General features: G+C 48.4%; 25 protein-coding genes. 19 read left to right on the top strand and 6 right to left on the bottom strand.

Translation table 11 applies throughout. The features are described from left to right. Positions 1–27 precede the first annotated feature (27 nt). The 13 genes from A1sIIB60_RS04280 to A1sIIB60_RS04220 all read left to right on the top strand — a co-directional run bounded on the left by A1sIIB60_RS04280 (position 28) and on the right by A1sIIB60_RS04220 (position 12,850). Positions 28–2,289 (top strand): [protein-PII] uridylyltransferase, encoded by a 2,262-nt coding sequence (locus A1sIIB60_RS04280; protein WP_095689260.1) that lies wholly within the window; start codon positions 28–30, stop codon positions 2,287–2,289. Between the two features lie 28 nt (positions 2,290–2,317). Then, entirely contained in the window at positions 2,318–3,757 is a 1,440-nt protein-coding gene (ffh, locus tag A1sIIB60_RS04275) for a signal recognition particle protein (RefSeq protein ID WP_095689259.1), read from the top strand. 173 nt (positions 3,758–3,930) lie between these two features. Beyond that, positions 3,931–4,527: a 30S ribosomal protein S16 gene (rpsP, locus tag A1sIIB60_RS04270; RefSeq protein WP_095689258.1), complete on the top strand. Its 597-nt coding sequence runs from the start codon at positions 3,931–3,933 to the stop codon at positions 4,525–4,527. A gap of 2 nt (positions 4,528–4,529) precedes the next feature. Further along, a complete protein-coding gene (locus tag A1sIIB60_RS04265) occupies positions 4,530–4,769 on the top strand; it encodes an RNA-binding protein (protein ID WP_095527184.1) in 240 nt (79 codons plus the stop codon). 18 nt (positions 4,770–4,787) lie between these two features. After that, positions 4,788–5,297, top strand: coding sequence for a ribosome maturation factor RimM (rimM, locus tag A1sIIB60_RS04260; RefSeq protein WP_095689257.1), 510 nt, complete (start codon positions 4,788–4,790; stop codon positions 5,295–5,297). Continuing rightward, positions 5,294–5,977, top strand: a complete 684-nt coding sequence (gene trmD, locus A1sIIB60_RS04255) for a tRNA (guanosine(37)-N1)-methyltransferase TrmD (RefSeq protein WP_095689256.1) — start codon at positions 5,294–5,296, stop codon at positions 5,975–5,977. The genes rimM and trmD overlap by 4 nt, the downstream gene beginning before the upstream one ends. A gap of 37 nt (positions 5,978–6,014) precedes the next feature. Beyond that, on the top strand, positions 6,015–6,983 hold the full coding sequence (locus A1sIIB60_RS04250; RefSeq protein ID WP_095689255.1) for an acyl-ACP desaturase: 969 nt from the start codon (positions 6,015–6,017) through the stop codon (positions 6,981–6,983). Positions 6,984–7,016: 33 nt separating this feature from the next. After that, complete coding sequence (locus A1sIIB60_RS04245; protein WP_095689254.1) at positions 7,017–7,757, top strand: class II glutamine amidotransferase; 741 nt, start codon at positions 7,017–7,019, stop codon at positions 7,755–7,757. 23 nt (positions 7,758–7,780) lie between these two features. Further along, a complete protein-coding gene (gene miaB, locus A1sIIB60_RS04240; RefSeq protein ID WP_095689253.1) occupies positions 7,781–9,214 on the top strand; it encodes a tRNA (N6-isopentenyl adenosine(37)-C2)-methylthiotransferase MiaB in 1,434 nt (477 codons plus the stop codon). Continuing rightward, entirely contained in the window at positions 9,129–10,127 is a 999-nt protein-coding gene (miaA, locus tag A1sIIB60_RS04235) for a tRNA (adenosine(37)-N6)-dimethylallyltransferase MiaA (protein ID WP_223298648.1), read from the top strand. The genes miaB and miaA overlap by 86 nt, the downstream gene beginning before the upstream one ends. Then, on the top strand, positions 10,127–10,939 hold the full coding sequence (dapF, locus tag A1sIIB60_RS04230) for a diaminopimelate epimerase (RefSeq protein ID WP_095689638.1): 813 nt from the start codon (positions 10,127–10,129) through the stop codon (positions 10,937–10,939). Before miaA ends, dapF begins: the two co-directional genes overlap by 1 nt. Further along, positions 10,936–12,405 (top strand): GTPase HflX, encoded by a 1,470-nt coding sequence (gene hflX / locus A1sIIB60_RS04225; RefSeq protein ID WP_095689251.1) that lies wholly within the window; start codon positions 10,936–10,938, stop codon positions 12,403–12,405. The genes dapF and hflX overlap by 4 nt, the downstream gene beginning before the upstream one ends. A gap of 148 nt (positions 12,406–12,553) precedes the next feature. Beyond that, entirely contained in the window at positions 12,554–12,850 is a 297-nt protein-coding gene (locus A1sIIB60_RS04220; RefSeq protein WP_029168537.1) for a DUF4193 domain-containing protein, read from the top strand. Between the two features lie 51 nt (positions 12,851–12,901). Here A1sIIB60_RS04220 and A1sIIB60_RS04215 read toward each other — a convergent pair whose 3' ends face one another. Then, positions 12,902–13,333: a DUF3093 domain-containing protein gene (locus A1sIIB60_RS04215; protein ID WP_095689250.1), complete on the bottom strand. Its 432-nt coding sequence runs from the start codon at positions 13,331–13,333 to the stop codon at positions 12,902–12,904. A 78-nt stretch (positions 13,334–13,411) separates the two neighbouring features. Between A1sIIB60_RS04215 and A1sIIB60_RS04210 the strand changes: the two genes are divergently transcribed. Genes A1sIIB60_RS04210 through A1sIIB60_RS04200 form a run of 3 tightly spaced genes read left to right on the top strand, consistent with a single transcriptional unit; the run spans position 13,412 to position 15,059 of the window. Continuing rightward, the gene (locus A1sIIB60_RS04210) at positions 13,412–13,996 is read left to right on the top strand and encodes a PaaI family thioesterase (RefSeq protein ID WP_095689249.1); all 585 of its coding nucleotides are present in this window, start codon (positions 13,412–13,414) and stop codon (positions 13,994–13,996) included. Next, on the top strand, positions 13,996–14,436 hold the full coding sequence (gene dut, locus A1sIIB60_RS04205; RefSeq protein WP_095689248.1) for a dUTP diphosphatase: 441 nt from the start codon (positions 13,996–13,998) through the stop codon (positions 14,434–14,436). Before A1sIIB60_RS04210 ends, dut begins: the two co-directional genes overlap by 1 nt. Beyond that, a complete protein-coding gene (locus tag A1sIIB60_RS04200; RefSeq protein WP_095689247.1) occupies positions 14,433–15,059 on the top strand; it encodes a DUF3159 domain-containing protein in 627 nt (208 codons plus the stop codon). The genes dut and A1sIIB60_RS04200 overlap by 4 nt, the downstream gene beginning before the upstream one ends. 2 nt (positions 15,060–15,061) lie before the next feature. On the opposite strand, the gene A1sIIB60_RS04195 is transcribed toward A1sIIB60_RS04200, so the two are convergent. Together A1sIIB60_RS04195 and A1sIIB60_RS04190 are read right to left on the bottom strand one after the other, a co-directional pair. Next, complete coding sequence (locus A1sIIB60_RS04195; protein ID WP_095671229.1) at positions 15,062–15,721, bottom strand: potassium channel family protein; 660 nt, start codon at positions 15,719–15,721, stop codon at positions 15,062–15,064. Continuing rightward, entirely contained in the window at positions 15,718–16,383 is a 666-nt protein-coding gene (locus A1sIIB60_RS04190) for a potassium channel family protein (protein WP_095671228.1), read from the bottom strand. The genes A1sIIB60_RS04195 and A1sIIB60_RS04190 overlap by 4 nt, the downstream gene beginning before the upstream one ends. A gap of 33 nt (positions 16,384–16,416) precedes the next feature. Between A1sIIB60_RS04190 and A1sIIB60_RS04185 the strand changes: the two genes are divergently transcribed. From A1sIIB60_RS04185 to dxs, 3 genes are all read left to right on the top strand, one after another. Further along, the gene (locus A1sIIB60_RS04185; protein WP_223298647.1) at positions 16,417–17,655 is read left to right on the top strand and encodes a class I SAM-dependent RNA methyltransferase; all 1,239 of its coding nucleotides are present in this window, start codon (positions 16,417–16,419) and stop codon (positions 17,653–17,655) included. A 29-nt stretch (positions 17,656–17,684) separates the two neighbouring features. Further along, positions 17,685–20,342: an aconitate hydratase AcnA gene (acnA, locus tag A1sIIB60_RS04180; protein ID WP_095689246.1), complete on the top strand. Its 2,658-nt coding sequence runs from the start codon at positions 17,685–17,687 to the stop codon at positions 20,340–20,342. A 70-nt stretch (positions 20,343–20,412) separates the two neighbouring features. Then, the gene (gene dxs / locus A1sIIB60_RS04175) at positions 20,413–22,359 is read left to right on the top strand and encodes a 1-deoxy-D-xylulose-5-phosphate synthase (protein ID WP_095689245.1); all 1,947 of its coding nucleotides are present in this window, start codon (positions 20,413–20,415) and stop codon (positions 22,357–22,359) included. Here dxs and A1sIIB60_RS04170 read toward each other — a convergent pair. The 3 genes from A1sIIB60_RS04170 to efeU all read right to left on the bottom strand — a co-directional run bounded on the left by A1sIIB60_RS04170 (position 22,301) and on the right by efeU (position 26,546). Then, positions 22,301–24,409, bottom strand: coding sequence for a 3-hydroxyacyl-CoA dehydrogenase NAD-binding domain-containing protein (locus tag A1sIIB60_RS04170; RefSeq protein ID WP_095689244.1), 2,109 nt, complete (start codon positions 24,407–24,409; stop codon positions 22,301–22,303). The genes dxs and A1sIIB60_RS04170 overlap by 59 nt on opposite strands. Continuing rightward, on the bottom strand, positions 24,409–25,599 hold the full coding sequence (locus A1sIIB60_RS04165; protein WP_095671224.1) for a thiolase family protein: 1,191 nt from the start codon (positions 25,597–25,599) through the stop codon (positions 24,409–24,411). Before A1sIIB60_RS04165 ends, A1sIIB60_RS04170 begins: the two co-directional genes overlap by 1 nt. A 110-nt stretch (positions 25,600–25,709) precedes the next feature. Further along, complete coding sequence (gene efeU / locus A1sIIB60_RS04160; RefSeq protein ID WP_095689243.1) at positions 25,710–26,546, bottom strand: iron uptake transporter permease EfeU; 837 nt, start codon at positions 26,544–26,546, stop codon at positions 25,710–25,712. Positions 26,547–26,598 lie beyond the last annotated feature (52 nt).

Genomic DNA, 26,598 nt, shown 5'->3' with positions numbered 1-26,598 from the left:
GATAAAGCAGGTAAGTAAGATAGGTGCATGGGTACACGTGAGCGACGGGAGCGATCGAACGAGAGCGATCGCTTCCTGACCTCGCTATTTAGCCAAGTACCAGATGCAGTTAGTGGGGTAGCACTCGCCGCGGTCGGTGGTTACGGCCGCGGTGAGCTATCTCCAGGATCAGATCTAGATATTCTCTTTCTACATAACGGGAGAATTGAAGTGAAATCTCTCGCAGAGATAGTAAATAAAATTCTCTACCCGCTCTGGGATAAATCTTATAAAGTCGATCATTCTGTTAGAACCAGATCCGAAACCCGAGAGAGCGCCTCCAGTGATTTAAAAGTTGCTCTAGGGCTACTTGATATTCGATTAATTTGTGGTGATCCAGATTTAGTGGCGGCGGTGCAACACGATGCAATAGATGATTGGCGCGGTAATTCGCGTGAAAGGCTGCCCGAACTACGCCGCTCACTTGCCGATCGCCATCTTCGCGCCGGTGATCTCGCTTATCTCCTTGAACCTGATTTAAAAGAGGCGCGCGGGGGTTTAAGAGATATCAACGCACTGCGAGCAATCGCTCGTTCCGGTGCGGTATCTATCTCTCTTGAGCACATCAGCACTGCAGAATCAGTTTTAAACAATGCACGTGAAGCTTTACATACCGTTACCAGCAGAGATAAGGATCGGTTACTTTTTCAAGAGCAAGATAAAGTTGCCGAACTATTGAAATACGCCGATGCGGATGCGCTAATGAGCGATATCGCACAGGCCGCTAGATCGGTTGACTATCTTCTCGAATCAACTTGGCATCGCTTCGATCATCGCGGTAAAGATGGACTTGGACGCTTTTTAAGGAAAACGCGCACCACACATATTGCGCAAGGGATATCAATTGCCCATCAAGAAGTCTTTATTGACGAGGGATTTGATTTTCATAAAGATCCGGTAATTGGTTTACGTGCAGCCGCAATCGCAGCGCAAGCAGGGCTTCCGGTTTCACCAACGTCTTTGCAAGCTCTGGCACAAGCATCGAAATCGGGTATTTCTAAGTTACCTAACCCTTGGCCCAGATCAGCACGTGAGAATTTAATTACGCTAATCGGTGCAGGTGCGCCTATGGTGCGCATCTGGGAGGGACTTGATCAAGAGGAGATTCTCTTCGATTGGTTGCCTGAATGGCGCGCAGTACGTTCCTTGCCGCAGCGCAACGCGCTGCATCGCCATACTGTTGATAGACACATGGTTGAGACCGCGGTATTTGCAGCTGCGCTTACTAGAAATGTGCACCGCCCAGATTTACTTCTCTTTGCTGCGCTCTTCCACGATATTGGTAAAGGAACGCAAGAAGATCACAGCGATCGCGGGGAAAAGTTAATTGAACCGCTTGCGCGCCGTATTGGATTCGATGAAAACGATATTGCAACTTTGAAACTATTGGTAAAACATCACCTGCTATTGAGCGCCACCGCTACGCGACGAGATTTAGATGACCCCGCGACTATCGCCAGCGTGACTTCTGTTATTCCGGATTTGCAGACTCTGGAACTCTTGCATGCCCTTAGTATCGCCGATGGACAGGCAACAGGGCGGGCGGCATGGAGTGATTGGAAAGAGAGTTTGTTAAGCGAACTTGTAAGTCGGGTGACATCGGCCTTAACAGATAACACGATAGCGAGACAACCAGAATTCACAAGCGAGCAGAGAGTTTTAGTAGATAGTGGCGAACTTCAAGTTAAAATCGAAGCTCGCGATCCTGATTTTGCAATCGAAATTATCGCTCCAGATAAAACGGGACTTCTCTCTATCGTTGCAGGTGTTTTAAACTTGGCTAGATTCGATGTACGTTCAGCGCGTACGCAAACGATCGGTAAGAGCGCAATTATGAAATGGATAGTTACGCCTAACCAATTCGCCCCATCGGTTGATGAGGGTGCGATAAAAGCCGCAATTGCCGAAGCTTTAGCGGATGCCTCTGATTTAACAGAGAGAATTAAACGCCGCGTTGCAGATTACTCAAATATTCCGTCAATTCCAGTTCCGCTTCCGATCGTTGAGACCTTTATGGATTCGGCAACCGATGCAACGATTATTGAGGTTCGCAGCCATGATCGTCCCGCACTTTTATTCGGAATCGGCGATGTAATCACCAAATCACAAGTTGATATTCGCTCCGCAATCGTTACAACTTTGGGGGCGGAAGCGATAGATACCCTTTATGTAACTGAAATTGGTGGGGGAGCGCTCTCTCCTGAGCGCGCCCAAGAACTAGCCAATCGCCTATCTAGCGCTCTTGCTTAATTAACCTTTCAAGTACTATTGCCACCTTATGTTTGACAACCTTTCCTCCAAATTCTCGAACGCTTTCTCCTCGCTGCGTTCCCGAGGAAAAATTTCTCCTTCAGATATCGAAAACACTTGCGCTGAAGTTCGTACCGCACTTCTCGAGTCAGATGTTGCACTACCTGTTGTAGACCGCTTTATCGAAAAAATTCGCAGCAAGTCGCTGGAAGCGCTCCCAAATCTGCAATCAGGCACAAATCAAGCACAAGCAATCTTTGAGATCGTTAACGCCGAACTAGTAGAGATCCTTGGCGGATCCGCGCGCCGAGTTCGATTTGCGAAGACCGCTCCGACGGTAATCATGTTGGCTGGATTGCAAGGTGCAGGTAAAACGACTTTGGCTGGAAAACTCGCCAAGTTCTATGCCGACCAAGGAAACACTCCACTTCTAGTTGCATCTGACTTGCAACGTCCAAATGCAGTAAACCAATTACAGGTTGTTGGTGAAAGCCTTGGAGTTCCGGTCTTTGCACCTGAACCTGGCAACGGTGTTGGCAATCCAGTAAAGGTTGCAGAGCAAGGAATCGCTTTTGCAAAGTCAAAGTTGTACAACATGGTTATCGTCGATACCGCAGGTCGCCTAGGTGTAGATGAAGATTTGATGCGCGAGGCGATCGCTATCCGTGATGCAATTTCGCCAGATGAGATCCTGTTCGTTGTTGATGCGATGATCGGTCAGGATGCTGTCCGCACCGCGCAAGCGTTTCAGGATGGCGTTGGTTTTGATGGCGTGGTACTTACCAAGCTCGATGGTGATGCTCGAGGTGGCGCTGCGCTATCAATCACCCAATTAACCGGTAAACCAATCATGTTTTCATCGAACGGTGAAAAGCTTTCAGATTTCGATATCTTCTATCCCGATCGCATGGCTTCACGAATCTTGGGTCTTGGCGATGTCGCAACTTTGGCAGAACAGGCCAAGAAAGCCTTTGATGGTGAAAGTTCCGCACGTCTAGAAGAAAAATTTGCGCGTGGTGATGACTTCACGCTTGAAGATTTTCTTGAGCAGTTAGAGGCGATGTCGAAGATGGGCTCAATGTCGAAGTTGCTAGGAATGTTGCCGGGTGCAGGCGGGATGAAGAAGCAGATCGAAAATTTTGATGAATCCGAGATCGTCCGTACTAAGTCAATTGTTCAATCAATGACGCCAATCGAGCGTCGTGATCCAAAAGTTCTAAATGGCTCACGTCGTGCACGAATTGCCTTGGGCGCCGGCCGAAAAGTTCAAGATGTAAATTCTTTAGTTGATAAATTCGCAGCGGCACAGAAGATGATGAAACAGATGCGCAGCGGTAAAGGGTTGCCGCCTGGAATGGGTATGCCAACAGGTGCGCCCGCACCTGTTCAAAAGGTCAGCCAGCAGCCAGCTAAGAAGAAGTCCAAATCTGGAAATCCCGCCAAACGCGCCTTGGAGGAGAAGGGCTAAAGCCCTGCTCTAACCACGCTCGGATTTCGCATCTACACGCGTAGATGGCAAGATTAGCCTCCTGTTGAGGGGCCCTCTACCCCCACAACATCCATATCCACAGTTGTATTGAATACATGCGCACCCCGCTGCATAGTTAAAGATGCGACACACTTTTTAGGAGCACTACTTCTTTGTCTACAAAAATTCGCTTAATGCGCATGGGAAAGATCCGCACACCATTTTTCCGCATCGTCGTAACAGATTCACGTAAAGCACGTAACGGACTTTCAATTGAAGAAATTGGTCGTTACGTTCCAGGACAAGAGCCATCAATCATGGAAGTTAACTCAGAGCGCGCGCAGTACTGGCTCGGAGTCGGCGCACAACCAACTGCCGCTGTAGAGGCGATCTTTAAGGTCACCGGAGATTGGCAGAAGTTCAAGGGCCTACCTGGCACCGAAGGAACACTTAAGTTTGCAACACCAAAGCCAGCTAAGAGCATCGCTTACGAAGCAGCTGTTAAGCAAGCAATGGATGAGCCTAAAGAAGGCGCAACAACAATGAAGAAGAAGGCGCAAGAGAAGTTGGCTGCAAAGGCTAACCCTGCTCCTGTAATCGAAGAAGTTGTGTCCGAACCAACTGCGACCGAAGAGGTAGCAGTAGAAGCGGTTGTTGAAACCGCACCAGAGGCTGTTGTTGAAGCACCAGCTGTGTCCGAACCAACTGCGACCGATGTGGTGGCAGAGGTTCCAGCTGAGCCAGTGACTTCAGAAGAGGCCGCTGAATAACAATGATGGACGAAGCTCTCGAGCACCTCGTTAAAGGAATCGTTGATAATCCTGAAGATGTCATCGTGAAGGAAAAGACTCATCGTCGCGGCACGACTCTAGAAGTTCGTGTTAATCCTGAAGATATCGGCAAGGTAATTGGTCGTAATGGTCGCACTGCAAAAGCGCTTCGCACAGTTGTAAGCGCTATTGCTGGTCGCACTGTACGCGTTGACCTAATCGATACCGATGAGGCTCGTTAAAGCGAAAGCTTTTATCTGATGCGCCTGAATATAGGTCGCATCGGTCGCGCCCACGGAATCTTGGGCGAGGCCACAATTGAAGTACGTACCGATGATGCAGCAGAACGTTTTGCCATCGGGGCAATACTTGAGACAGAAAGCCACGGTAATTTAACCGTGGCTTCTGCACGTGTGCACAACGGAATCCTGTTGCTTGGCTTCGATGGAGTAGAAGATCGCAATGCCATCGAGAAATATCGGGATCAACTTCTCTATGCAGACGTTGATATCGATGCGCCAGGTCTTGATGAAGATGATTATCACGTGCTGCAGCTAATCGGCTGTCAGGCATACCTAGTTGATGGCGATTTATTTGGGGAAGTAACTGAAGTCTTAAACCTGCCTGGGCAAGATGTGCTGAGCATTAAGACCGAAGCCGGAGAAGTGCTAATTCCTTTCGTACATCAATTAGTTCCAGTAGTTGATGTGAAAGAAAAGCGAATGACCGTTATTCCTCCCGAGGATTACGAAGCAGGAGTCAGTAAATGAAGATCGATGCGGTAACAATCTTTCCAGAATACTTTGCGCCGGCTCAACTTTCGCTGCTTGGGAAAGCACAGAGCAAGGGCTTGGTAGATATACAAGTTCACGATCTTCGCGCGGCAACGCAAGATAACCACAACACCGTAGATGACACCCCATACGGTGGCGGCGCCGGCATGGTGATGCTTCCTGAAATTTGGGGGCGAGTATTAGATCCCTTGATGGTTGCTGATACAGATTTGATTATCTTGACCCCAGCGGGCAAGCGCTTTAACCAGGAAATGGCGCAGAGCTTTGCTAATTCAAAACATCTGATCTTCGCTTGTGGGCGTTACGAAGGAATTGATGATCGAGTACGTCAACATTACGAGTCATCTGAATATGCAGCAAAAAATGTTCGAGTTCATGAAGTCTCAATCGGTGACTATGTTCTTGGCGGGGGAGAAGTTGCTTCCCTTGTAATGATTGAAGCGATTACCCGTTTGATTCCGGGCGTACTTGGAAATCCTGAATCGCTGGCTGAAGAGTCACATAATTCTGAAGGTTATTTGGAGTATCCAAATTTCACGAAACCTCAAGAATGGCGTGGCATAGCGGTGCCGGAGATCTTATTGAGTGGAAATCACGCTGAGATCGCTAAGTGGCGCGAATTACAGGCCATTGAGCGCGCGAAAAAGAATTTCTAACTAGTCAGTAACCGCAGTTTTGCTTTAGCGTTCACCTATGAGCGAAGAGTCAGAAAAGATCCAATCTCGCCTTATTCGCGATCTCGAACCAGTGGTTGCCGTTGAACTCGAGCGCCATTTATCTGTTCAAAAAAATTGGTATCCGCACGAGTATGTCCCATGGTCTGAAGGTCGCGATTACGCAGGTCCTTTAAATGGCGATGCCTGGGAAGCAAAAGATTCTCGACTCTCTCCAGTTGCACAAGATTCACTAATTTTAAATCTTCTTACTGAAGATAACCTGCCGAGCTACCACACTGAAATCGCAATTTCTATGGGTCGCGATGGCGCTTGGGGCAATTGGATTGAACGATGGACCGCCGAAGAAGCGCGCCACGCAATCGTGATTCGCGACTACCTAATGGCTACTCGTGGCGTCGATCCTTACGAGCTTGAAGATCTACGTATGGCGCATATGTCATTGGGATATCAGACTCCATATGAAAACGATATGTTGCACACAATTGCTTACGTTTCATTCCAAGAATTGGCAACGCGTATTTCACACCGTAACACCGGAAAAATTTCCGATGATCCAATCGCTGAAGGAATGATGCAGCGCGTTGCTCTAGATGAGAATCTCCATATGCTGTTCTACCGCAACACTCTATCTGCAGCACTGGATATGGAACCAAACGCTTCGATGCGCGCCATCGCAGATGTTGTAACCAACTTTGATATGCCTGGTGCAAACATGCCAGGATTTGGACGCAAGGCGGTACAGATCGCCCTTGCTGGTATTTATGATCTGCAACAACACCTAGACGATGTTGTATCCCCGGTTCTTCGCGCCTGGAACGTCTTTGAACGAAATGATTTGTCTGGAGATGGACTAGTAGCCCGCGATGAACTAGTCGCCTTTATGGAGAAATCAGGAAAAGAAGCTGCCACCTTTAACGATAAGCGCGAAGTGCACTTTGAGCGCTTGATCGCACGTGGCCAAAACCCAATCCGTATCCAAAAGTAAACTTTAACTTTTAATTCAAGGTAGATTTACCCCATGTGCAGATTACTTGGATATGTAGCGACCGAAGAACGTACCTTTGCAGATGTTGTTGGCGAAGGATTTGAAAACTTTGTAGAACTATCCAAAGAGCATAAACATGGATGGGGAATTTCGGCTTGCTCAACTGATACACGTAAGACTGAACTGGTTCGCGACTTAACTCTCGCAGCAGAGAGTGAGAAGTTCGCCGAATCTTCTACGAATTTGAAGTCAGATGGCGCGCTATTGCACCTTCGCCTAGCTTCTAAAGGTTTGACGGTAGATCTCTCCAACAACCACCCATTTATCTACGGTGATTATTCCTTTATGCATAATGGCACCATCAAATCGATCGATTCAGTCCAGAAATTTGTTGATCCACGCTACCTAGGTAAGTTCACTTCAACTACTGATAGTGAGCGCTATTTCTTCACTATCTTGAGCTGTCTAGATGAACTTGGTTTGATCGAAGGTGTTCGTAAAGCGGTAAAGACCATTTCTGCCAATTGTGATTTCACGAGTATCAACTCAATGCTCATGACCCCCGACACCTTTATTGCGGTCTGTGAATTCAATGAGGCTGATTCGACTGAGTGGACTGTTGATAGCCATTATGAACTTCGCTATAGCGTTGAAGATGGCGTCATCAAGGTGGCCTCGACCGGTTGGGGTAAAGATCACTGGACTCGTCTAACCAACCATTCAATCTTGGTCGTTAATCGCAAGGATCTGAGCTTTGAGGTATTACCTCTCTAACTCACAGCGATACCCTTCTCCTCATGGCCCGTACCTACGCAGTCGAAACTTATGGCTGCCAGATGAACGTTCACGATTCTGAACGCATCGCAGGTCTTCTCGATGAAGCAGGTTATCTTCCGGTTATTCAGGGCGAACAAGCTGACATCGTTGTCTTCAATACATGTGCCGTGCGCGAAAATGCTGATAACAAGCTTTACGGAAACTTAAGTTTCTTAGCACCAATTAAGAAGGCTAATCCCAATATGCAGATCGCAGTTGGCGGCTGCTTGGCTCAGAAAGATCAATCGATAATCCTTAAAAAGGCTCCATATGTAGATGTCGTATTCGGTACGCATAATGTTGGATCGCTACCTGTGCTCCTCGAGCGCGCCCGTATTGAAGAAGAATCACAGATCGAAATTAAAGAAGCGCTAGAACATTTCCCATCAACCTTGCCGGCGCGTAGATTTTCAGCCTTTACCTCGTGGGTTTCAGTTTCGGTTGGCTGCAACAACACTTGTACCTTCTGCATCGTCCCCACGTTACGTGGTATTGAAAAAGATCGCCCCGAAGCAGATATCTTGAAAGAAGTTCGAGCACTGGTCGATCAGGGCGTCATTGAAATTACCTTGCTCGGTCAGAATGTAAATGCCTACGGCGTTGAATTTGGCGATCGCGGCGCCTTTGCTGCGCTACTTCGCAAATGTGGAGAAATTTACGGGCTAGAGCGAGTTCGTTTCATGTCACCTCACCCACGCGATTTCACCGATGATGTCATTGAAGTTATGGCAACTACGCCAAATGTGATGCCCCATCTACATATGCCGTTGCAGTCGGGCTCTGATCGAATTTTGCAGGAGATGCGCCGTTCTTATCGATCAAGCCGTTACCTTGGCATTTTGGATCGAGTTCGTAGCGCTATGCCGCATGCCATGATCACGACCGACATCATCGTAGGTTTTCCAGGCGAGACAGAATACGATTTCCAAGCAACTCTTGACCTAACTACGCAAGCGCAATTTTCCGCGGCGTACACATACAAATATTCAATTCGCCCCGGAACACCTGCTGGGGTTATGCCCAATCAAGTTCCGGAAGCAATTGTCGGTGAGCGATACACGCTTCTGCATGAACATCAACAGAAGATTTCTCTCGGCGTAAATAAGAGATCTATTGGGCAAACACATCGCGCCTTGGTCTCAGAAGTCGAAGGTCGACGCGACCAAGCGCAGGCGAGGCTTACTGGAAAGACGGAAGATTTCCGCTTAGTGCACTTTGATGCCAAGAGCCAAGCGCGCCCCGGAGATTTTGTAGACCTAGAAATTACAGATGCTTCTGCGCATTATCTGATCGCAAAAGAGTTGGCGCATATCAAAACTCGTGGGGGAGATGTCCACGAAGCGCGCACAAAGCAAGGACCAACTGCAACTTCGCTGGGCATCCCGACTCTTCGCAAGCCAAGTGCCGCTGAATAACTCAACTATGAAGACGATAGTTATTTGTGGGGCTACCGCCACCGGTAAGAGCGATCTTGCGGTAGCTCTTGCTAAAGAGATTGGTGCAGAGATAATCAATGCCGATTCGATGCAACTCTATCGGGGCATGGATATAGGAACCGCGAAGTTAACTCTGGAAGAACGAGGCGGCATCGAGCATCATCTACTAGATGTCTTGGACGTTACCGAAGATGCAACGGTTGCCTGGTATCAAGAACAAGCGCGAAAGAAGATCACCGAGATTCACGCGCGCAATAACCATGCTGTAATCGTTGGTGGAACGGGCCTCTACATAAAGGCGATTTTGGATGAGTTGAATTTCCCAGGTACCAATCCAGAAGTTCGAGAGCGTTTAAATCAAGAGGCCGAAGAATTCGGAGTAGCCCGACTTTTTGAACGACTACAACTTCTGGATCCCGCAGCAGCTGCGGCGATCGATATCCAAAATGTGCGCCGCGTAATTCGAGCTCTGGAGGTAATTGAGATTACGGGACAACCATTTACCGCCAATCTTCCTCGCGAAGACTCGTCCAAGTATCCAGACGCGCTGCAATTTGGCCTCGTTATGGATCGCGAGAAGCTAACCGAACGCATCGATGCGCGCGTTGATTTAATGTGGCGCAGAGGCTTGGTAGCCGAAGTTGATTCGCTAATCACCGAAGGAATCACCAAGGCAACCACCGCAAGGCGCGCACTGGGTTATGCGCAAGTAATCTCCATGCGCGCAGGTGAGATTAGTGAGGATCAGGCGATGGAAGAGACCAAACGCGCCACAAGGCAATATGCCCGCCGCCAAGAGACTTGGTTCTCCCGCGATGCGCGAATTAAATGGATTTCACCGATCCAACCGCGTTTGGAAACGGTTCTGCAGAAGATAAACTCAACAACGTAATGAATACTCCAATTATCGCCACCTATGGCCATGGCACCGAGAATGATTTTCTTGTGGTCTTTGATCCTGAAGAAGAGATATCAATAACTACTTCACAGACGGCTGCGATGTGTAACCGTGAAACTGGAATCGGCGCAGATGGCCTGATAAAAATTGGTAAGCGCGACGGTAAATGGTTTATGGATTACCGAAATGCCGACGGATCACTGGCTGAAATGTGTGGCAACGGCATCCGCGTAATGGCTAGATACTTAGTTGAGCGCGGCCATCAACCTGAAGGAATTTTTGCAATCAATACCCGAGACGGCGTAAAGCACCTGCGTGTTCCAGCTAAAGATGATATTTCTGTAAATATGGGCAAAGTTATCGATGAGGGAGAAGCGGTTACTGCCTCCGTTGAGGGAAAGATCTGGAACGGGTATCACATCAGCGTAGGCAATCCTCATGCAGTGGTTTTTGTCGAAAAGATTGAAGATGTGGGATCGCTCAAAGATGCGCCAGTAGTGCGCCCACGAGATATATACCCAGAAGGCGTTAACGTTGAATTCGTTGAAATCACTGCAAATAAAGAGATCAAGATGCGCGTGCACGAACGGGGTAGTGGTGAGACTCGTTCATGCGGAACCGGGACTTGCGCAGTCGCACTTGCTGCAACGCTTCACACAAATACTTCTCTGCCAGCGCGTTGGGTAATTTTCCCTCCGGGAGGAAGATTGGTAGTAGATATCGATCCTCACGCCAATGCCACTCTTATTGGCCCAGCAGTCTTGATAAAAGATATTGATATAACCGATTACTTGCAGGATGCATGAGTAACGACCAACCACGCAATAACGATTTATTTGAAGAGCTACTTCGCGAAAGTGCGCGGGTAGCGGCAGATTTTGATGCCGACGAAAGTGAATACGATCCTGATCCGCAACAAGAGCTAAGCGATCGTCACGCGCTCCGCCGCGTAAAGGGATTTTCTACTGAACTACAAGATATTTCTGATGCCGAGTATCGCCAGTTACAACTAGAACGTGTTGTTCTTGTCGGCGTATGGACAGAAGGCAGCGCCGAGATGGCCGAGAATTCACTCGCCGAGTTGAAAGCACTCGCCGAAACGGCTGGTTCGGAAGTTCTAGATGGCTTGATCCAGAGAAGAGATAAACCAGATCCCGCAACATATATCGGTTCTGGAAAGGTAATTGAACTTCGCCAGATAGTTGCATCAAGTGGCGCCGACACCGTTATTTGCGATGGTGAACTCTCTCCATCACAACTGCGACAACTTGAAGATAAGTTAAAGGTGAAAGTTGTAGATCGCACAGCCCTTATTCTCGATATCTTCGCCCAGCACGCCAAGAGTAAAGAAGGTAAGGCGCAGGTAGAGCTCGCGCAGATCGCCTACTTACTTCCTCGTCTACGTGGTTGGGGTGATTCACTTTCCCGCCAAGTTGGTGGCCGCGCCGCAGGTGGTGCAGGTATTGGTGGCCGCGGTCCAGGTGAAACTAAGATCGAAACAGATCGACGTCGTATTCGCGACAAGATGGCCAAATTGCGCCGTGAGATAGCGGAGATGAAGGTATCTCGAGATACAAAGCGGCAAGAACGTAAACGTTTCAATATTCCATCTGTAGCTATCGCCGGTTATACCAACGCAGGAAAATCATCTCTTCTTAACCGGCTAACTAATGCTGGCGTACTAGTCGAGAATGCGCTGTTCGCAACCCTTGATCCAACGGTGCGTAAGACACATACCGCCGATGGTCGCACCTACACGCTCTCTGACACAGTGGGTTTTGTTCGCCACCTTCCACATCAATTAGTTGATGCCTTTAAATCAACACTGGAGGAAGTATCTGGAGCAGATTTAATCGTTCACGTTGTCGATGGTTCGCATCCAGATCCTTTTGAACAGATCCGCGCCGTCCGCGAAGTTATAACCGATATTGGCGGGGGAGATATCCCGGAAATAATCGCCATTAATAAAGTTGATTCAGCTAACCCTGAAGTGGTTATGGAGATATTACGTAAAGAGAAGAACAGTTATGCATTCTCTGCGCGAACCGGATTTGGAATTGAAGGTTTAGTACATGCAATCGAGAAGTCGCTACCGCAGCCGAATATCGAAATAAATTCGATAATTCCATACAACCGCGGTGATTTGGTAAACGCGATTCATGAGACTGGTGAAATTCTCTCTGAGGAATACGTGGAGAGCGGCACGGCTATTCATGCGCGCGTGGGGGCATCACTGGCTAAAGCGATAGAAGCGGTGGAAAAGCCCTATTAATGTCTGGTCTTACTTATGTATACGGGGAATATCTGCGACACGCCGATGGTTGTAATGGGTAATCACAGGTAAGTGCGCGAGTATGCGCCCGTACGCAACGAGCAATAGATGCGAGTTGTTTTGAATATATGGAAGTGAGGTGAGAGCAGTGGCAACAGATTACGACACCCCCCGAAAGACGGATGAGGAACTCCACGAGGAGTCGCTAGAAGAACTCAAAGCTAAGCGCGTCGATGCTCAATCCGGTCAGATTGATGTCGATGAAGCAGAGGCGGCAGAGAATCTAGAACTTCCTGGCGCAGATCTATCTGGTGAAGAACTAGCAGTGCGCGTCGTGCCAAAGCAGGTCGATGAATTTACTTGTTCACGATGCTTCTTGGTGCATCACATTACGCAACTTGCTAAAGGCGAAGGCGCCAAGGCAGTCTGTAAAGAGTGCAATTAAGACTAGCAGTCTGTAAAGAGTGCAATTAATTAAAGTAATTCAGTAATCGGTTTAACGATTAAGCAGCGCGGCGATCTCTTCGCCGCGTTTGCTCGTTACTAGCCAATATGGCGTCCTATCTCTTGAATCGTTTAGATCAATCCGTAGACCACGTGGCTCCCAAAATTTGATTGCCAGATAAGCGGCGGGATCAGCATCACGGGTACGAAGTAGCCTCATTGCATTTTTATCTAGAACCGTGGCTTTTCCAAGGTAATTAACTTCAATATTTGCTTTATCAATCTTTAGAACTTTTCCGTCAAAAGTTATTTCTGAAGTCATAGAAAACGCGATCCAGATCAGCGCGAGTGTTGAGATTACAAAAGTGACCAACGTCGCTCGATTATCTAGCGCTGCCCATACAGAGAGAACTATGGAGAGAAAGAGAAAATATATAAAGGCCAGCACCCAAATAGGCGGCCTTAGAACTTCGCGGAAGATCACACCTTTATCTTAGTCTTTTAAGCTCCTTTCTTATCTTGGAACGTAGATGAAGTTAAGACTATGAAGTAAAGTGAGGCTATGAGTCGAATCGCTAGCACTACTGCTCCAGAAGGTGCGGTTATCCCAGAGCGCCATCCGAAGGCGCCCGAGATTGGGACCAAGATTCCATCTCACTTTGGACATTGCTTTGGTTGCGGCGAACTTCATCCAACTGGTTTACATTTAGTTGCACACGCAGGAGCTGGTGCAGATTTAACTGCTGAGTTTATTGTTACCGAAAATCACCAAGGCGCTCCAGGGCTAGCGCACGGTGGTCTGTTATCGCTGGCATTTGATGAGGCACTTGGAAAGTTGATGTGGTTGATTCGCTCACCGGCCGTTACCGCGCGCTTAGAAACAGATTTTTTAAAACCAGTTCCAATGGGAACTACTTTGCACATCACCGCGCGAATTACTGGACAGGTAAATCGTAAGGTTTACACCGCGGCAGAAGGCCGCCTTGGTGGCCCAGATGGTGAAATCGCGGTAAAAGCGGCAGCGCTCTTTGTAATTGTTCCCATGTCACACTTTTTAGAGAACGCTCCGAAAGAGTATCTAGAACATATCGCCAAGACCCCTGAGATCCTTGCCTTTGTAGATCCGGAATTTGAGATAAATCCATAATGGGCGTTCAAGTATTAGTAACAAGGCTAGATCCTGATCTGCCACTGCCGCGTTACGCAAAAGGCGGAGATGCCGGCGCAGATATCGTCTCGCGTATTGATGTTGTTCTTGCACCGGGGGAGCGCACGCTTGTTCCAACTGGAATTTCGATCGCCCTTCCCGATGGTTACGTTGCGTTAGTTCATCCGCGTTCTGGGCTTGCAATTAAACATGGCGTCACCATGGTCAACGCTCCTGGCACAGTTGATGCTGGTTATCGCGGAGAGTTACAAGTTATTTTGATCAATCACGATCCTAACGAGAGCGTTTCATTCAAACGCGGAGATCGCATCGCGCAACTAGTTATTCAAAAGGTAGAACGTGCAGATTTCCTAGAAGTAGAAAGCCTGCCAGGTTCTGGTCGCGGCGCTGATGGCTTTGGATCAACGGGTCGCACATGAGTAATCCGGAACATCACGAGGATAAGGCGAAAGTTCTTGCAGCTTTTGGTGGCAAGAAAGGCTTAATTGATTCTGGTATTCCTTCAGTTATTTTCCTAGTTGTTTTCAACGTTACAGATGAACTTCAAAGCGCACTTTTTGCATCCGTTGCAGTGTCGGCGCTCTTAACGATAATTCGCCTAGCCATGCGCGAGACCATTCAACATGCAGTCTCTGGGTTGATTGGCTCGTTAATCTGCGCTTGGTTTGCCAACCGCACCGGAAATGCCAGCGATCTCTATATCCCAAAGTTACTCACCAACCTTGGATATGGCAGCGTTTACTTGATTGCCAACTTGGCGGGATGGCCGATCCTTGGTTTATTGCTTGGGCCAATTCTGGGAGAAAACTTACAATGGCGTAAAGATCCAGCACGAGCTCGCGCATATAAGCGGGCTAGTTGGCTCTGGGTTGGGATGTTCTTTGCGCGCATCGCCGTTCAGTACCCGATTTATCGAAGTGGAAATGTGAATTTACTCGGAACAGTAAATCTAGCTATGGGATATCCGCTATTTCTGGCGACTGCCTATGGTTCTTGGATGATCTTAAAAACCGTTCCAACAACGAAAGTTAGCGAAAAGTAAAGTTACTGTTCGATAAAGCAGGATTTGATCAAACTTTCAGCAGTTGCTGAAGCAACAAAGAGAAGCTCATCGCCAGCGCTAAAGACATCAGTTGGAGTCGGAGTAATCACACGACCATCGCGCACGATTGCGGCAAGAGATGCATCGTCGGGAAGGGTAATTTCTTCAACGGTTTTGCCAATGCACATTGATGTATCAGGAAGTGTTAGCTCAACCAAGTTGGCTTGACCCTTGCGGAAAGAGAAGAGTCGAACGACATCTCCTACGCTTACCGCTTCTTCAACTAGCGCTGAGATAATTCGTGGGGTTGATACTGCAACATCTACGCCCCAAGATGAGTCAAAGAGCCACTCATTCTTTGGATGATTAATACGTGCGACAACGCGAGGAACGCCATATTCGGTCTTGGCCAATAACGAGGCTACTAAATTAACTTTGTCATCACCGGTTGCTGCAACTAAAACTTGGCAATTATTTAACACCGCTTTATCGAGTGAGGTAATTTCGCAGGCATCGGCCATCAACCATTCGGCATCTGGAACTGATTCCATCTTCAGCGCTTTTGGATCGCGGTCGATTAGAAGTACTTGGTGTCCGTTATCGAGAAGTTCGCGCGCAATCGCACGACCAACATTTCCGGCTCCTGCTATGGCAATTCTCATGAATGATCCTCAGGTGAGCGCGCCAGAATTGCTTCCACAGCAGCGGTGTTTTCGGCGCGAACTGTTACGTGCATTAGATCGCCTTCTTGCAAAACAGTGTGCTCATCAGGGATCAAGCCTTCAGCAAGTCGAGTTAAAAACGCGACGCGGGCTTCGATCGCTAATTCAATTTCAGCGATTGGACGACCGAACCAATCTTTGTGGGGATGCATCTCGCAGAGTTGAATTGTTCCGCTGGCATCGCGCCATTCAGAAAGTGAACCTTCTGGCACTAGGCGACGCAAGATCTGATCAGTTGCCCAGATAACAGTTGCGACAGTTGGAATGCCTAAGCGCTGATAAATCTCAGCGCGACCTGGATCGTAGATACGCGCAACAACATTTGCTACTCCATAAGTTTCGCGGGCAACGCGCGCTGCCAAAATATTTGAGTTATCACCATTGCTTACAGCGGCAAATGCATCGGCTGTTTCGATACCGGCTTCAAGCAAGGTATCGCGATCAAAGCCAACGCCAGCGACTGTTCGACCTTTAAAGTCTGGGCCTAGGCGACGGAAAGCTTCGCGAGATTGATCAATAATTGCAACCGAATGGCCAGCGGCTTCAAGTTCGCTCGCCAAAGAGGAACCAACTCGACCGCATCCCATAATCACGACGTGCACAAGGTTTAACTTACCACCTCTAGGCTTGGGCACATGGCGGTAGATGATGCTCGAATGGAAAAATCAGAAAGAAAGGCGGACCTATCCGTAGGTCAACGCTTTAACGTCACCATCGAGAAGATCGCCCATGGCGGTCATTTCATAGCGCGCCACCAAGGAGCAGTGATCTTTGTTCGCCATGCGATACCTGGTGAAGAAGTTGAGATTGAGATAACCGGTACCGGATCTTCTTTTAATCGCGCCGATGTCGTGAAAGTTGTGAGCGCATCTAGTGATCGCGTTAGCGCCCCTTGCCAATTTGCGCATCGCGCTGGTTGTGGGGGATGCGACTTTCAACATATTTCGCTGGAAAGACAACGCCAGCTAAAGAGTGAAGTTATAACTGAACAATTCGCACGTATTGCCAAGAAGGAAGTACTTGTGAAGGTAGAAGAAGTTGCTGGGCCGCTTGGATATCGCACCCGCTTTACAGCGGTAACAACACGTGATGGAGCGCTCGGATTTCGCCAAGCACGTAGCAATAAAGTTGTTCCGGTCTCTGATTGTCGAATTCTGCAACCAGAATTGAAATATCAAGAGTTGAGTAATCGAAAGTGGAAAGGGGATCTGCAGGTCGAAGTATCGATTTCTTCAACCGGTGAGCGGACCATTGCGACGGGATATATGCGCGATGAAAGCCCAGTTCGAACTTCGGAAGGTCCAGATATCGCAAGATATGCGGTAAATGAATTTCCATTAGAGGTTTCACAACGTTCGTTCTGGCAGAGCCATAAGGAAGCGCCACGAGTCCTAACTGAAGCCGTTTTGAAGTTCGCTCAAGTTAAGAGCGGGGATCATCTACTTGATTTATATGGGGGAGTTGGGCTGTTCACTTCTCAAGCTATCGAATTAGTTGGCGAGAGCGGCAGAATTGATCTAGTCGAAGGTAGTAAATCTGCAACTGGGGATGCGCTTAGAAATTTTGCCGAGCGCACCAATGTCGGAATTCATACCGGTGATGTAGAAAAGATCTTGCCGAGATTTTCCAAAGCCGATGTAATTATTCTCGATCCACCTCGCGAAGGCGCCGGCAAGAGCGTCGTTGAATCAATGGTTTCACTCAAGCCACGCGCCATTGTTTACGTGGCTTGCGATCCCGCAGCCCTTGCCCGAGATAGCGCGTATCTGGAAAGTTCGGGCTATCAGCTGGCCGAAATTCGCGCCTTTGATCTCTTTCCGATGACGCAACACATCGAATCTGTTGCGCTTTTTAAGCGAGTTAAGGTATCTTGACGTCAAGATAAATCAGTGAGGGATAAACGATGAGCAAAAATTCATTAGGTGCCAAGAAGAATCTAAACGTTAGCGGCAAAGATTTCGAAATCTTTGATATCTCTAAAATTGAAGGCGCTGCTAGTTTGCCGTTCTCGCTTAAAGTCTTACTTGAAAATTTACTCCGCACCGAAGATGGCGCAAATATCACCGCTGATCACATCAAAGCGCTTGCACAATGGGATCCATCAGTTGAACCAGATACTGAAATTCAATTTACACCTGCCCGCGTTGTCATGCAGGATTTTACCGGAGTCCCTTGCGTAGTAGATCTAGCAACTATGCGCGAAGCAATCGTTGATCTCGGGGGAGACCCAGCCAAAGTAAATCCGCTGGCACCTGCTGAACTAGTTATCGACCACTCAGTTATCGCAGATGTATTTGGAACTAAAGATTCTTTCGAACAGAACACCGATATTGAATATGAGCGCAACCGCGAGCGTTACCGCTTCCTGCGCTGGGGCCAAGGCGCCTTTGATGAATTTAAAGTGGTTCCACCTGGAACCGGAATCGTGCACCAGGTAAATATTGAATACCTAGCGCGAGTAATCATGACTCGCACCGTAAATGGAGTGCTCCGCGCGTATCCAGATACTGTCGTTGGCACGGACTCACACACAACAATGGTTAACGGACTCGGCGTACTTGGCTGGGGAGTCGGCGGTATCGAGGCGGAAGCAGCGTTGCTTGGACAACCAGTTTCAATGTTGATCCCTCGCGTAGTTGGATTCAAGCTAAGCGGTTCTCTTCCTGTGGGGACAACTGCCACAGATATGGCGCTAACAATTACCGAGATATTGCGTAAGCATGGCGTCGTTGGAAAGTTCGTTGAATTTTATGGACCAGGCGTTGTCTCTGTACCAATGGCGAACCGCACCACAATTGGAAATATGAGCCCTGAATATGGTTCGACTTGTGCAATCTTCCCAATTGATGATGAAACCCTTCGCTACCTGCGTCTTACTGGACGCAGCGAAGATCAGCTTGCACTTGTTGAGCAATATGCAAAAGCACAGGGCATGTGGCATGACCCATCAGTTAGCCCACGATATTCCGAACATGTTGAACTAGATCTTTCAACAGTTGTTCCATCAATCTCTGGACCTAAGCGCCCACAAGATCGCATCTCATTAAGCGACTCAAAGTCGGCCTTCGATAAAATCTTGCCAACTTATTTCACAGATAAGACTGGCAAAGAGGCCTATCCAGTAAAGGTTGGCGCTAAAGAGACAACCATTAAAAATGGTGACGTCGTAATTGCATCAATTACCTCATGTACAAATACCTCAAATCCTTCGGTAATGATCGGCGCTGCGCTACTTGCTAAGAAAGCGGTAGAACGCGGCCTAACTTCTAAGCCATGGGTAAAGACAACTCTGGCACCAGGATCAAAAGTTGTTACCGATTACTACGATCGCGCTGGCCTAACTCAATATATGCAAGCACTTGGTTTCCACCTTGTTGGCTATGGCTGCGTAACTTGTATCGGAAACTCTGGTCCGCTTCCAATAGAAATCAGCAAATCTGTTAACGAACACGATCTTGCTGTAACTGCCGTGCTATCTGGCAACCGTAACTTTGAAGGCCGCATTAGCCCTGATGTGAAGATGAACTACTTAGCTTCACCTCCACTTGTAGTTGCCTACGCGCTAGCAGGCACTATGAACCACGACTTTGAAAAGGATTCACTTGGCACCGACAAGGACGGCAAGGAAGTTCTCTTGGCAGATATCTGGCCAAGTGCGAAAGAGATTCAAGATGTAATTGATTCTTCTATCTCATCTGAGATGTTTAAGAAAGATTATGCGACTGTCTTTGATGGCGATCACCGTTGGAAATCACTTGATACGCCAACTGGCAAGACATTTGAATGGGATGCGCAATCAACCTATGTTCGCAAACCTCCATACTTTGATGGAATGCCGGCGCAACCAAAGCCAGTCACCGATATCGCTGGTGCGCGCGTTCTAGCAATCCTTGGAGACTCTGTGACCACAGATCACATCTCACCTGCAGGAAATATCAAAGCTGATTCACCAGCAGGCAAATACCTAGAAGCACATGGCGTTGCGCGTGCAGATTTCAACTCATATGGATCACGCCGCGGAAACCACGAAGTAATGATTCGCGGCACCTTTGCAAATATTCGCTTAAAGAATATGTTGCTAGATGGCGTAGAAGGTGGCTTTACTCGCAACTTCCTTGATAACGGTGCACAGTCAACAATTTACGATGCATCAGTTGCTTATCAAGCAGCTGGAGTTGGGCTAGTTATCTTGGCTGGAAAAGAGTACGGATCAGGTTCATCTCGCGACTGGGCCGCAAAGGGAACTGCTCTCCTTGGAGTTCGCGCCGTAATCGCTGAAAGCTTTGAGCGCATTCACCGTTCGAATCTGATTGGAATGGGAGTTCTTCCATTGCAATTTACTAATGGCGATACTGCACAGAGCCTTGGACTTAAGGGCGATGAAACATTTGCGATCTCCGGAATCACCGCGCTAAATAGCGGAGGTATTCCGAAAGAGGTAACTGTTACAGCAGGGGATAAGACATTTACCGCAAAGGTTCGCATCGATACGCCAGGTGAGGGTGATTATTATCGCCACGGCGGAATCATGCAGTACGTCCTCCGTCAGCTACTTCAGTAGCTGCGCGAAGAGATAGCCAGATGCTCGCCTAAATATCGCGTAACTGCAGGGCCTTAACTAGACTAAGTACGTGCTCGAGTCGATTAAAGGTCCCGCTGATATTAAGGCGCTGGATCGCGCACAGTTAGATAAGTTAAGCGAAGAGATTCGCCAGTTCCTTATCGAAAAAGTCTCTAAGACCGGCGGCCATCTCGGCCCTAACTTAGGCGTTGTCGAGCTAACTCTGGCGATACATAGAACCTTTGATTCACCGCGCGATGTAGTGCTCTTTGATACCGGGCATCAATCTTACGTTCATAAAATAATTACCGGCCGCGCAGATAGTTTCGATGGTCTGCGCCAACGCGGTGGAATCGCTGGTTACCCAAATCGCAGCGAGAGCGAACACGATGTAATTGAAAACTCTCACGCCTCAACTGCGCTCTCTTGGGGCGATGGAATTTCCTACGGATTTTCACGTACTGGGCAAAGTGATCGCCATGTAGTTGTTGTGGTTGGCGATGGCGCACTCACCGGCGGTATGTCTTGGGAGGCGCTCAACAATATTGCAGCTACAGAAGAGCGAAATTTAGTAATCGTCGTAAACGATAACGAACGTTCTTACTCTCCAACAATTGGCGGACTTGCAACTTATCTCTCAACTCTGCGCGTAACCCGCGGTTATGAAAGATTCCTTGACTGGGGTAAAGAATTTCTACATAAGACCCCGGTTGTCGGTACTCCGATTTATGAAACTTTGCACGGTATGAAGAAGGGCATCAAGGATATTGTCGCCCCACAAGGAATGTTTGAAGATCTCGGCCTGAAGTACATGGGTCCAATCGATGGCCACGATATCGCCGCCCTTGAAAAGGCTTTAGCCAAAGCTAAAGAATTTGGCGCGCCAGTTCTTGTTCATGCAATCACTGAAAAGGGACGTGGCCATCAACCTGCAGTTGCAGATGAAGCCGAAAAATTTCACGCAGTTGGAATCGTTGATCCAGAAACTGGCGCGCCGTTAGCGAAGAGCGGTACCAGCTGGACCAAGGTATTTTCCGAAGAGTTAGTTGCGATTGGCCACGAACGCAGCGATATCGTCGCGATAACGGCAGCGATGCTTGGACCAACAGGTTTAGGCAAATTCGAGAAAGCATTTCCTGAGCGCACTATCGATGTTGGCATTGCAGAACAACATGCCGTCACTAGCGCAGCAGGAATGGCATTTGCTGGTCTGCACCCAGTTGTCGCACTTTATTCAACATTCTTAAATCGTGCATTTGATCAGTTGCTCTTAGATGTGGCGCTGCACAAGGCTGGCGTTACCTTCGTATTAGATCGCTCTGGAATAACCGGAGATGACGGCCCCTCACATCACGGCATTTGGGATCTAGCGTTAACTGGAATTGTTCCAAATATGCATGTGGGCGCACCTCGTGATGGCGCACGACTGCGTGAAATTTTGCGCGAAGCAGTTGCTATTTCAGATGCGCCATCGCTGCTGCGCTTTCCAAAGGGAGCGGTTCAAGAAGATCTTCCAGCATTTGAAAGACGCGATGGCATCGATGTTCTATATCGCGGAGAGAGTGCAGATGTACTTTTGGTGAGCATTGGCGCGATGGCCGCGATCGCAGTAGAAGCTGCATCAATGGCTTACCGCGAAGGCGTTGGCGTAACGGTTATCGATCCGCGCTGGGTTAAGCCACTTCCGGTCTCACTTGTCACAATTGCCCAGCGATATAAGAGCGTAGTTGTTCTAGAAGATGGAATTAAGCACGGCGGTATTGCAAGTTCGATCTCTGAAATGTTTCGTGAATCTGGGCTGACTACGCCTATTCACTCAATCGGAATTCCACTGGAGTTCATTGAGCACTCAAAGCGCTCTGAGATCATGAACGATCTCGGAATTACCGCTCAGAGCATCGCAAGAAGCATTGTCGAGTGGAACAGTTCCCACTCGACTTCGAGCTTGGAAGAGTCGACTATGGCAGAGATGCAATACCCGGTGCATGAAAGCGCTGACCGCAAACCGCTTCGCTGATTCCTTCGCGATCTAGATAAGGCAAGATTCCGCCGAGATGCATCGGCCAACCGGAACCCATCAACATACAGAGATCAATCTCAGCAGCTGATGAGACAACGCCTTCATCTAGCATCATGCGTGCTTCAGTTGCCAAAGCGTTAAGTGCGCGATCGCGTACTTGCTCGGCAGTTGATGCTTTATCGCCCTGCTTAATCAACGCAACTGCTTCAGGGTTAGCGCTGAACTTTCCATCGGCGCCCTTGATGTAGAAGTTGCGAACTTTGGCATCGACCATTGCTTGCATCGTTGGTGAGATGCGATAGCGCGGACCTAAGTTCTCGTGCAGCGTTTCAGAAACATGCAAGGCAACGCCTGGGCCAACCAAATCGAGAAGTTCAAATGGCGACATTGGGAAACCGATGCTGCGCATTGCATTATCTGCAACTTCTGGTGAGGTTCCTTCATCTACGGCATCTGTTACCTCGCCCATGAAGCGAGTTAACAAGCGATTGACGACAAAGCCTGGTGCATCCTTACAGATGATCATCGTCTTCTTTAGCTCTTTACCAACGCTGACTGCAGTTGCAGTTGTTGCATCATCTGTCTTTGAGGTTCGTGCAACTTCTAGAAGTGGCATCACTGCAACCGGATTAAAGAAGTGGAAGCCAATTACCCGCTCTGGATTCTTTAGCCCTTCGCTCATGCGTTCAACTGAGAGCGATGAGGTATTGGTTGCCAATACACATTCGGGGGAGACGATAGTTTCGAGCTTCTTAAATAGATCTTGCTTAAGAGATAGCTCTTCAAAGATTGCTTCAATAATGAAGTCACAACCAGCGAAAGAACTCTGATCAGCAGAACCGCTTACTAGAAGTGAAAGGCGACGCGCAGATTCTTCGCTCATGCGTTTCTTTTCTACCAACTTTGCAAGTTCGTTCTTTACCCAAGCAACGCCCTTATCGGCACGTTCTTGATCAATATCGGTCATGACGACTGGACATTTAAGGTTACGCAGCAAGAGCAGAGCGAGTTGAGATGCCATAAGTCCAGCACCAACAACACCGACCTTGGTTACCTTTCGGCCTAGCGCTGGCTTAGGTGCGCCCTCAACTTTCTTGCGCTTCTTCTGGATTAAGTTAAATGCATATAGAGATGCGCGAAGTGGATCAGACATTGTTAGATCAGCGAGTGCTTGATCTTCAGCATCGAATCCTGCACCACGGGTGTTGGTGCGAGCCGCAGCAATTAGTTCAAGTGCGCGCATAGGAGATGCGATCTCTGCTCCGCCATATTTCTTAAGGGCTGCAGCCTTACCTGTAGCAAGCGCGGCATCCCATGTCGGATCTTGTGAATAATCTTTACGTTCTACCTTCGTTGCACCACTTAAGACTTTTGCTGCAAATGAGACAGAGCGCTCTAGGAAATCGGCAGGTTCGTAGACTGCATCCACAACTCCAAGTGATAGCGCATCTTTAGCCTTCATCATGGTGTTGTTATTCAAAGCGTTAAGCATGATGACTTGAATAGCGCGCTCTGGTCCGATTAGCTTTGGCAGAATTGTCGCTCCACCCCAGCCTGGAACTAGCCCTAAGAAAACTTCAGGCAATCCAGTAAATGCAGTTGATGCGAGAGTACGATAGTTGCAATGCAGACCAACTTCGAGCCCGCCACCAAGTGCTAAACCATTGATAAATGCAAAGGTAGGAACTCCGCATTCATCTAGGCGACGAAATACATCGTGGCCAAGTTTTCCGATAGCAAGTGATTGTGAGCGCTCAGAAAGAAATGAGAGCGCTGAAAGATCAGCTCCTGCAGCAAAGATAAAGGGCTTTCCGATAATGCCAATTGCAGCAGGGGAGCGGCCAATCGCATCGGTAATCGCAGCATCTAAGGCTATAAGTGACTGAGCACCGAAGGTATTGGGACGGGTGTGATCAAGTCCGTTATCTAAGGTAATCAACGCTAGCGAGCCAGTAAAACCAAATGGAGTTAGATCAACATCGCGGACAAGTGCGTTGGTGACAACTTCTTCTGGCGCACCTTCAGGTAATTTGATTTCGGTAGTCATTACTTTGATCCTCCTGAAAAGTGTGGGTTCTCCCAAATAACGGTGCCGCCCATGCCAAGTCCAATACACATTGTTGTAAGTCCATAACGCACTTCTGGGTGCTCTTCAAAGGCGCGCGCCAGGTTGAGCGCTAGACGGATTCCGGAAGAAGCCAATGGGTGGCCAACTGCAATCGCGCCGCCATAAGGATTAACACGAGGGTCATCATCGGCGATTCCAAAGTGATCAAGAAATGCAATTACCTGAACAGCAAATGCTTCGTTAACTTCAAATGCGCCAATATCTTCAATCTTTAGACCCGCCTTGGCAAGAGCTTTGATTGTCGAAGGCACCGGTCCAAATCCCATTACCTCTGGTTCTACACCGGCAAATGCATAAGAAACCAACTTGGCTTTAATTGTTAGCCCAAGTTCTTTCGCTTTATCTTCGCTAGCAAGCAGCGCAGCAGTTGCGCCATCATTTAAACCTGATGAGTTTCCTGGAGTTACGCGGCCGGCGGCGCGGAATGGAGTTTTGAGCGTTGCTAAGCCTTCCATAGTTGTCGTTGGGCGTGGTGGTTCATCAACTGTTGCAATACCCCAACCCATCTCAGGAATACGTGCGGCAGTTGGAATCAAATCGCGCTGAATCTTTCCGGCAGCATATGCAGCTGCAGTCTTCATCTGTGAGTTGTACGCATAGCGATCTGCGCGCTCTTTTGTTAATTGTGGAAAGCGATCATGTAAACGTTCAGCGGTTGCACCCATGGCGAGCGCATCTTGTTCAACGATTCGCTCTGCAAGAAAACGTGGATTGGGATCAAGGCCATCACCGATTGGATGATTTCCCATATGTTCAACGCCGCCAGCGATTGCAATATCGATTGATCCAATAGCAATTGCACCGGCCAAGGTCGTCATCGAAGTCATGGCGCCTGCACACCAACGATCGACTGAGTAACCTGGAACAGTGACTGGTAACCCCGCTAAAAGTGATGCGCTTCGCCCTAAGTTCATTCCTTGATCGCCGGTTTGCGTTGCTGCAGCAATCGCGACATCTTCAATCGCATCTGGCGAAACTTTAGGGTTGCGCTCTAGTAGGCCACGCATTGCGCGCACCATCAAATCATCAGCGCGCGTTCCGGAGTACATGCTTCCGGCTTTTCCGAATGGGGTGCGAACGGCATCAACTAGGACAACGGTGCGAGACATTTACGACTGCTTTCTCTTAAGCGCCCAACTGCTCTTGCCCTGAAAAGGGCGAGCGCGGGCTTATAGAGAAAGGTTACTGGTCAGTAGCCAAAAGTGGAACAGGCTAAAGGTTAAGCCTTCACCTGCTCGGCGGCAGGCGCGCTCTGCTGGCTCTTACCCTTTGAAAGGTATGGGACCAAGACAGCTACTAGATAGGCAGACCAAGCGATAAATTGAATAAAGGAGGTCGTTGTATCAAAGCCTACGGTGCCGCTTAGGAGCGAGGCCAAGATTGATTCCTTTGCGATCCAAGGAGTTACATCCCATAGGAAGTCATCAACGCCCGGAATCCAACCAAGTTCTTGGAACTCATGGATGCCGTAAGACAAGACGCCGGCTGCGACGATGATTAGCGCAACTCCAGTTACTGTGAAGAATTTTGAGAGATCTAATTTTACAGAACGGTTGTAGATCAAATATCCAAGAACAACTGCCAAGGTAAGTCCAAGAACTAAACCAACAGTTGCAGTTGATGCAGCGCCGACTGTTTTAAAGTTAGTGTAAACAAATAACGCGGTCTCTAAACCTTCGCGGGCAACAGCGAAAAAAGCCACTAAAGCAAGGCTTATTGGGCCTCCAGTGAGTGCGGTATCAACTTTTCCATGTAGCTCGTTGCGAAGTGTGCGCGCTGTGCGCTTCATCCAGAAGACCATCCATGTAACAAGTCCAACTGCGATGAAAGATGTGATGCCAGCAAATAGCTCTTCTCCGCGATCGGATAATTCAGCTGAGGTGAAAGAGAGAAATGCGCCAAGTGCAAAAGTTGCAGCTAGTGCGGCTGCAACACCTGTCCAGAGCGGCTTAAGAAAATGGCGACGATCTGTGCGAACGATGTAGGCAACGAGAATTCCAACGATTAACGCGGCTTCTAGGCCTTCGCGTAGGGCGATAATGAATGTGCTGAGCATGGGATAAATCTAGAACGACCCCAGTATTTACGCAACTTAAGTGTTGCGTAAT

Source organism: Candidatus Planktophila lacus, assembly GCF_002288385.1.
Lineage (GTDB): Bacteria > Actinomycetota > Actinomycetes > Nanopelagicales > Nanopelagicaceae > Planktophila > Planktophila lacus_D.
Note: the sequence above shows the minus strand (reverse complement) of the source record. Positions and strands in the feature narration are given on the sequence as shown.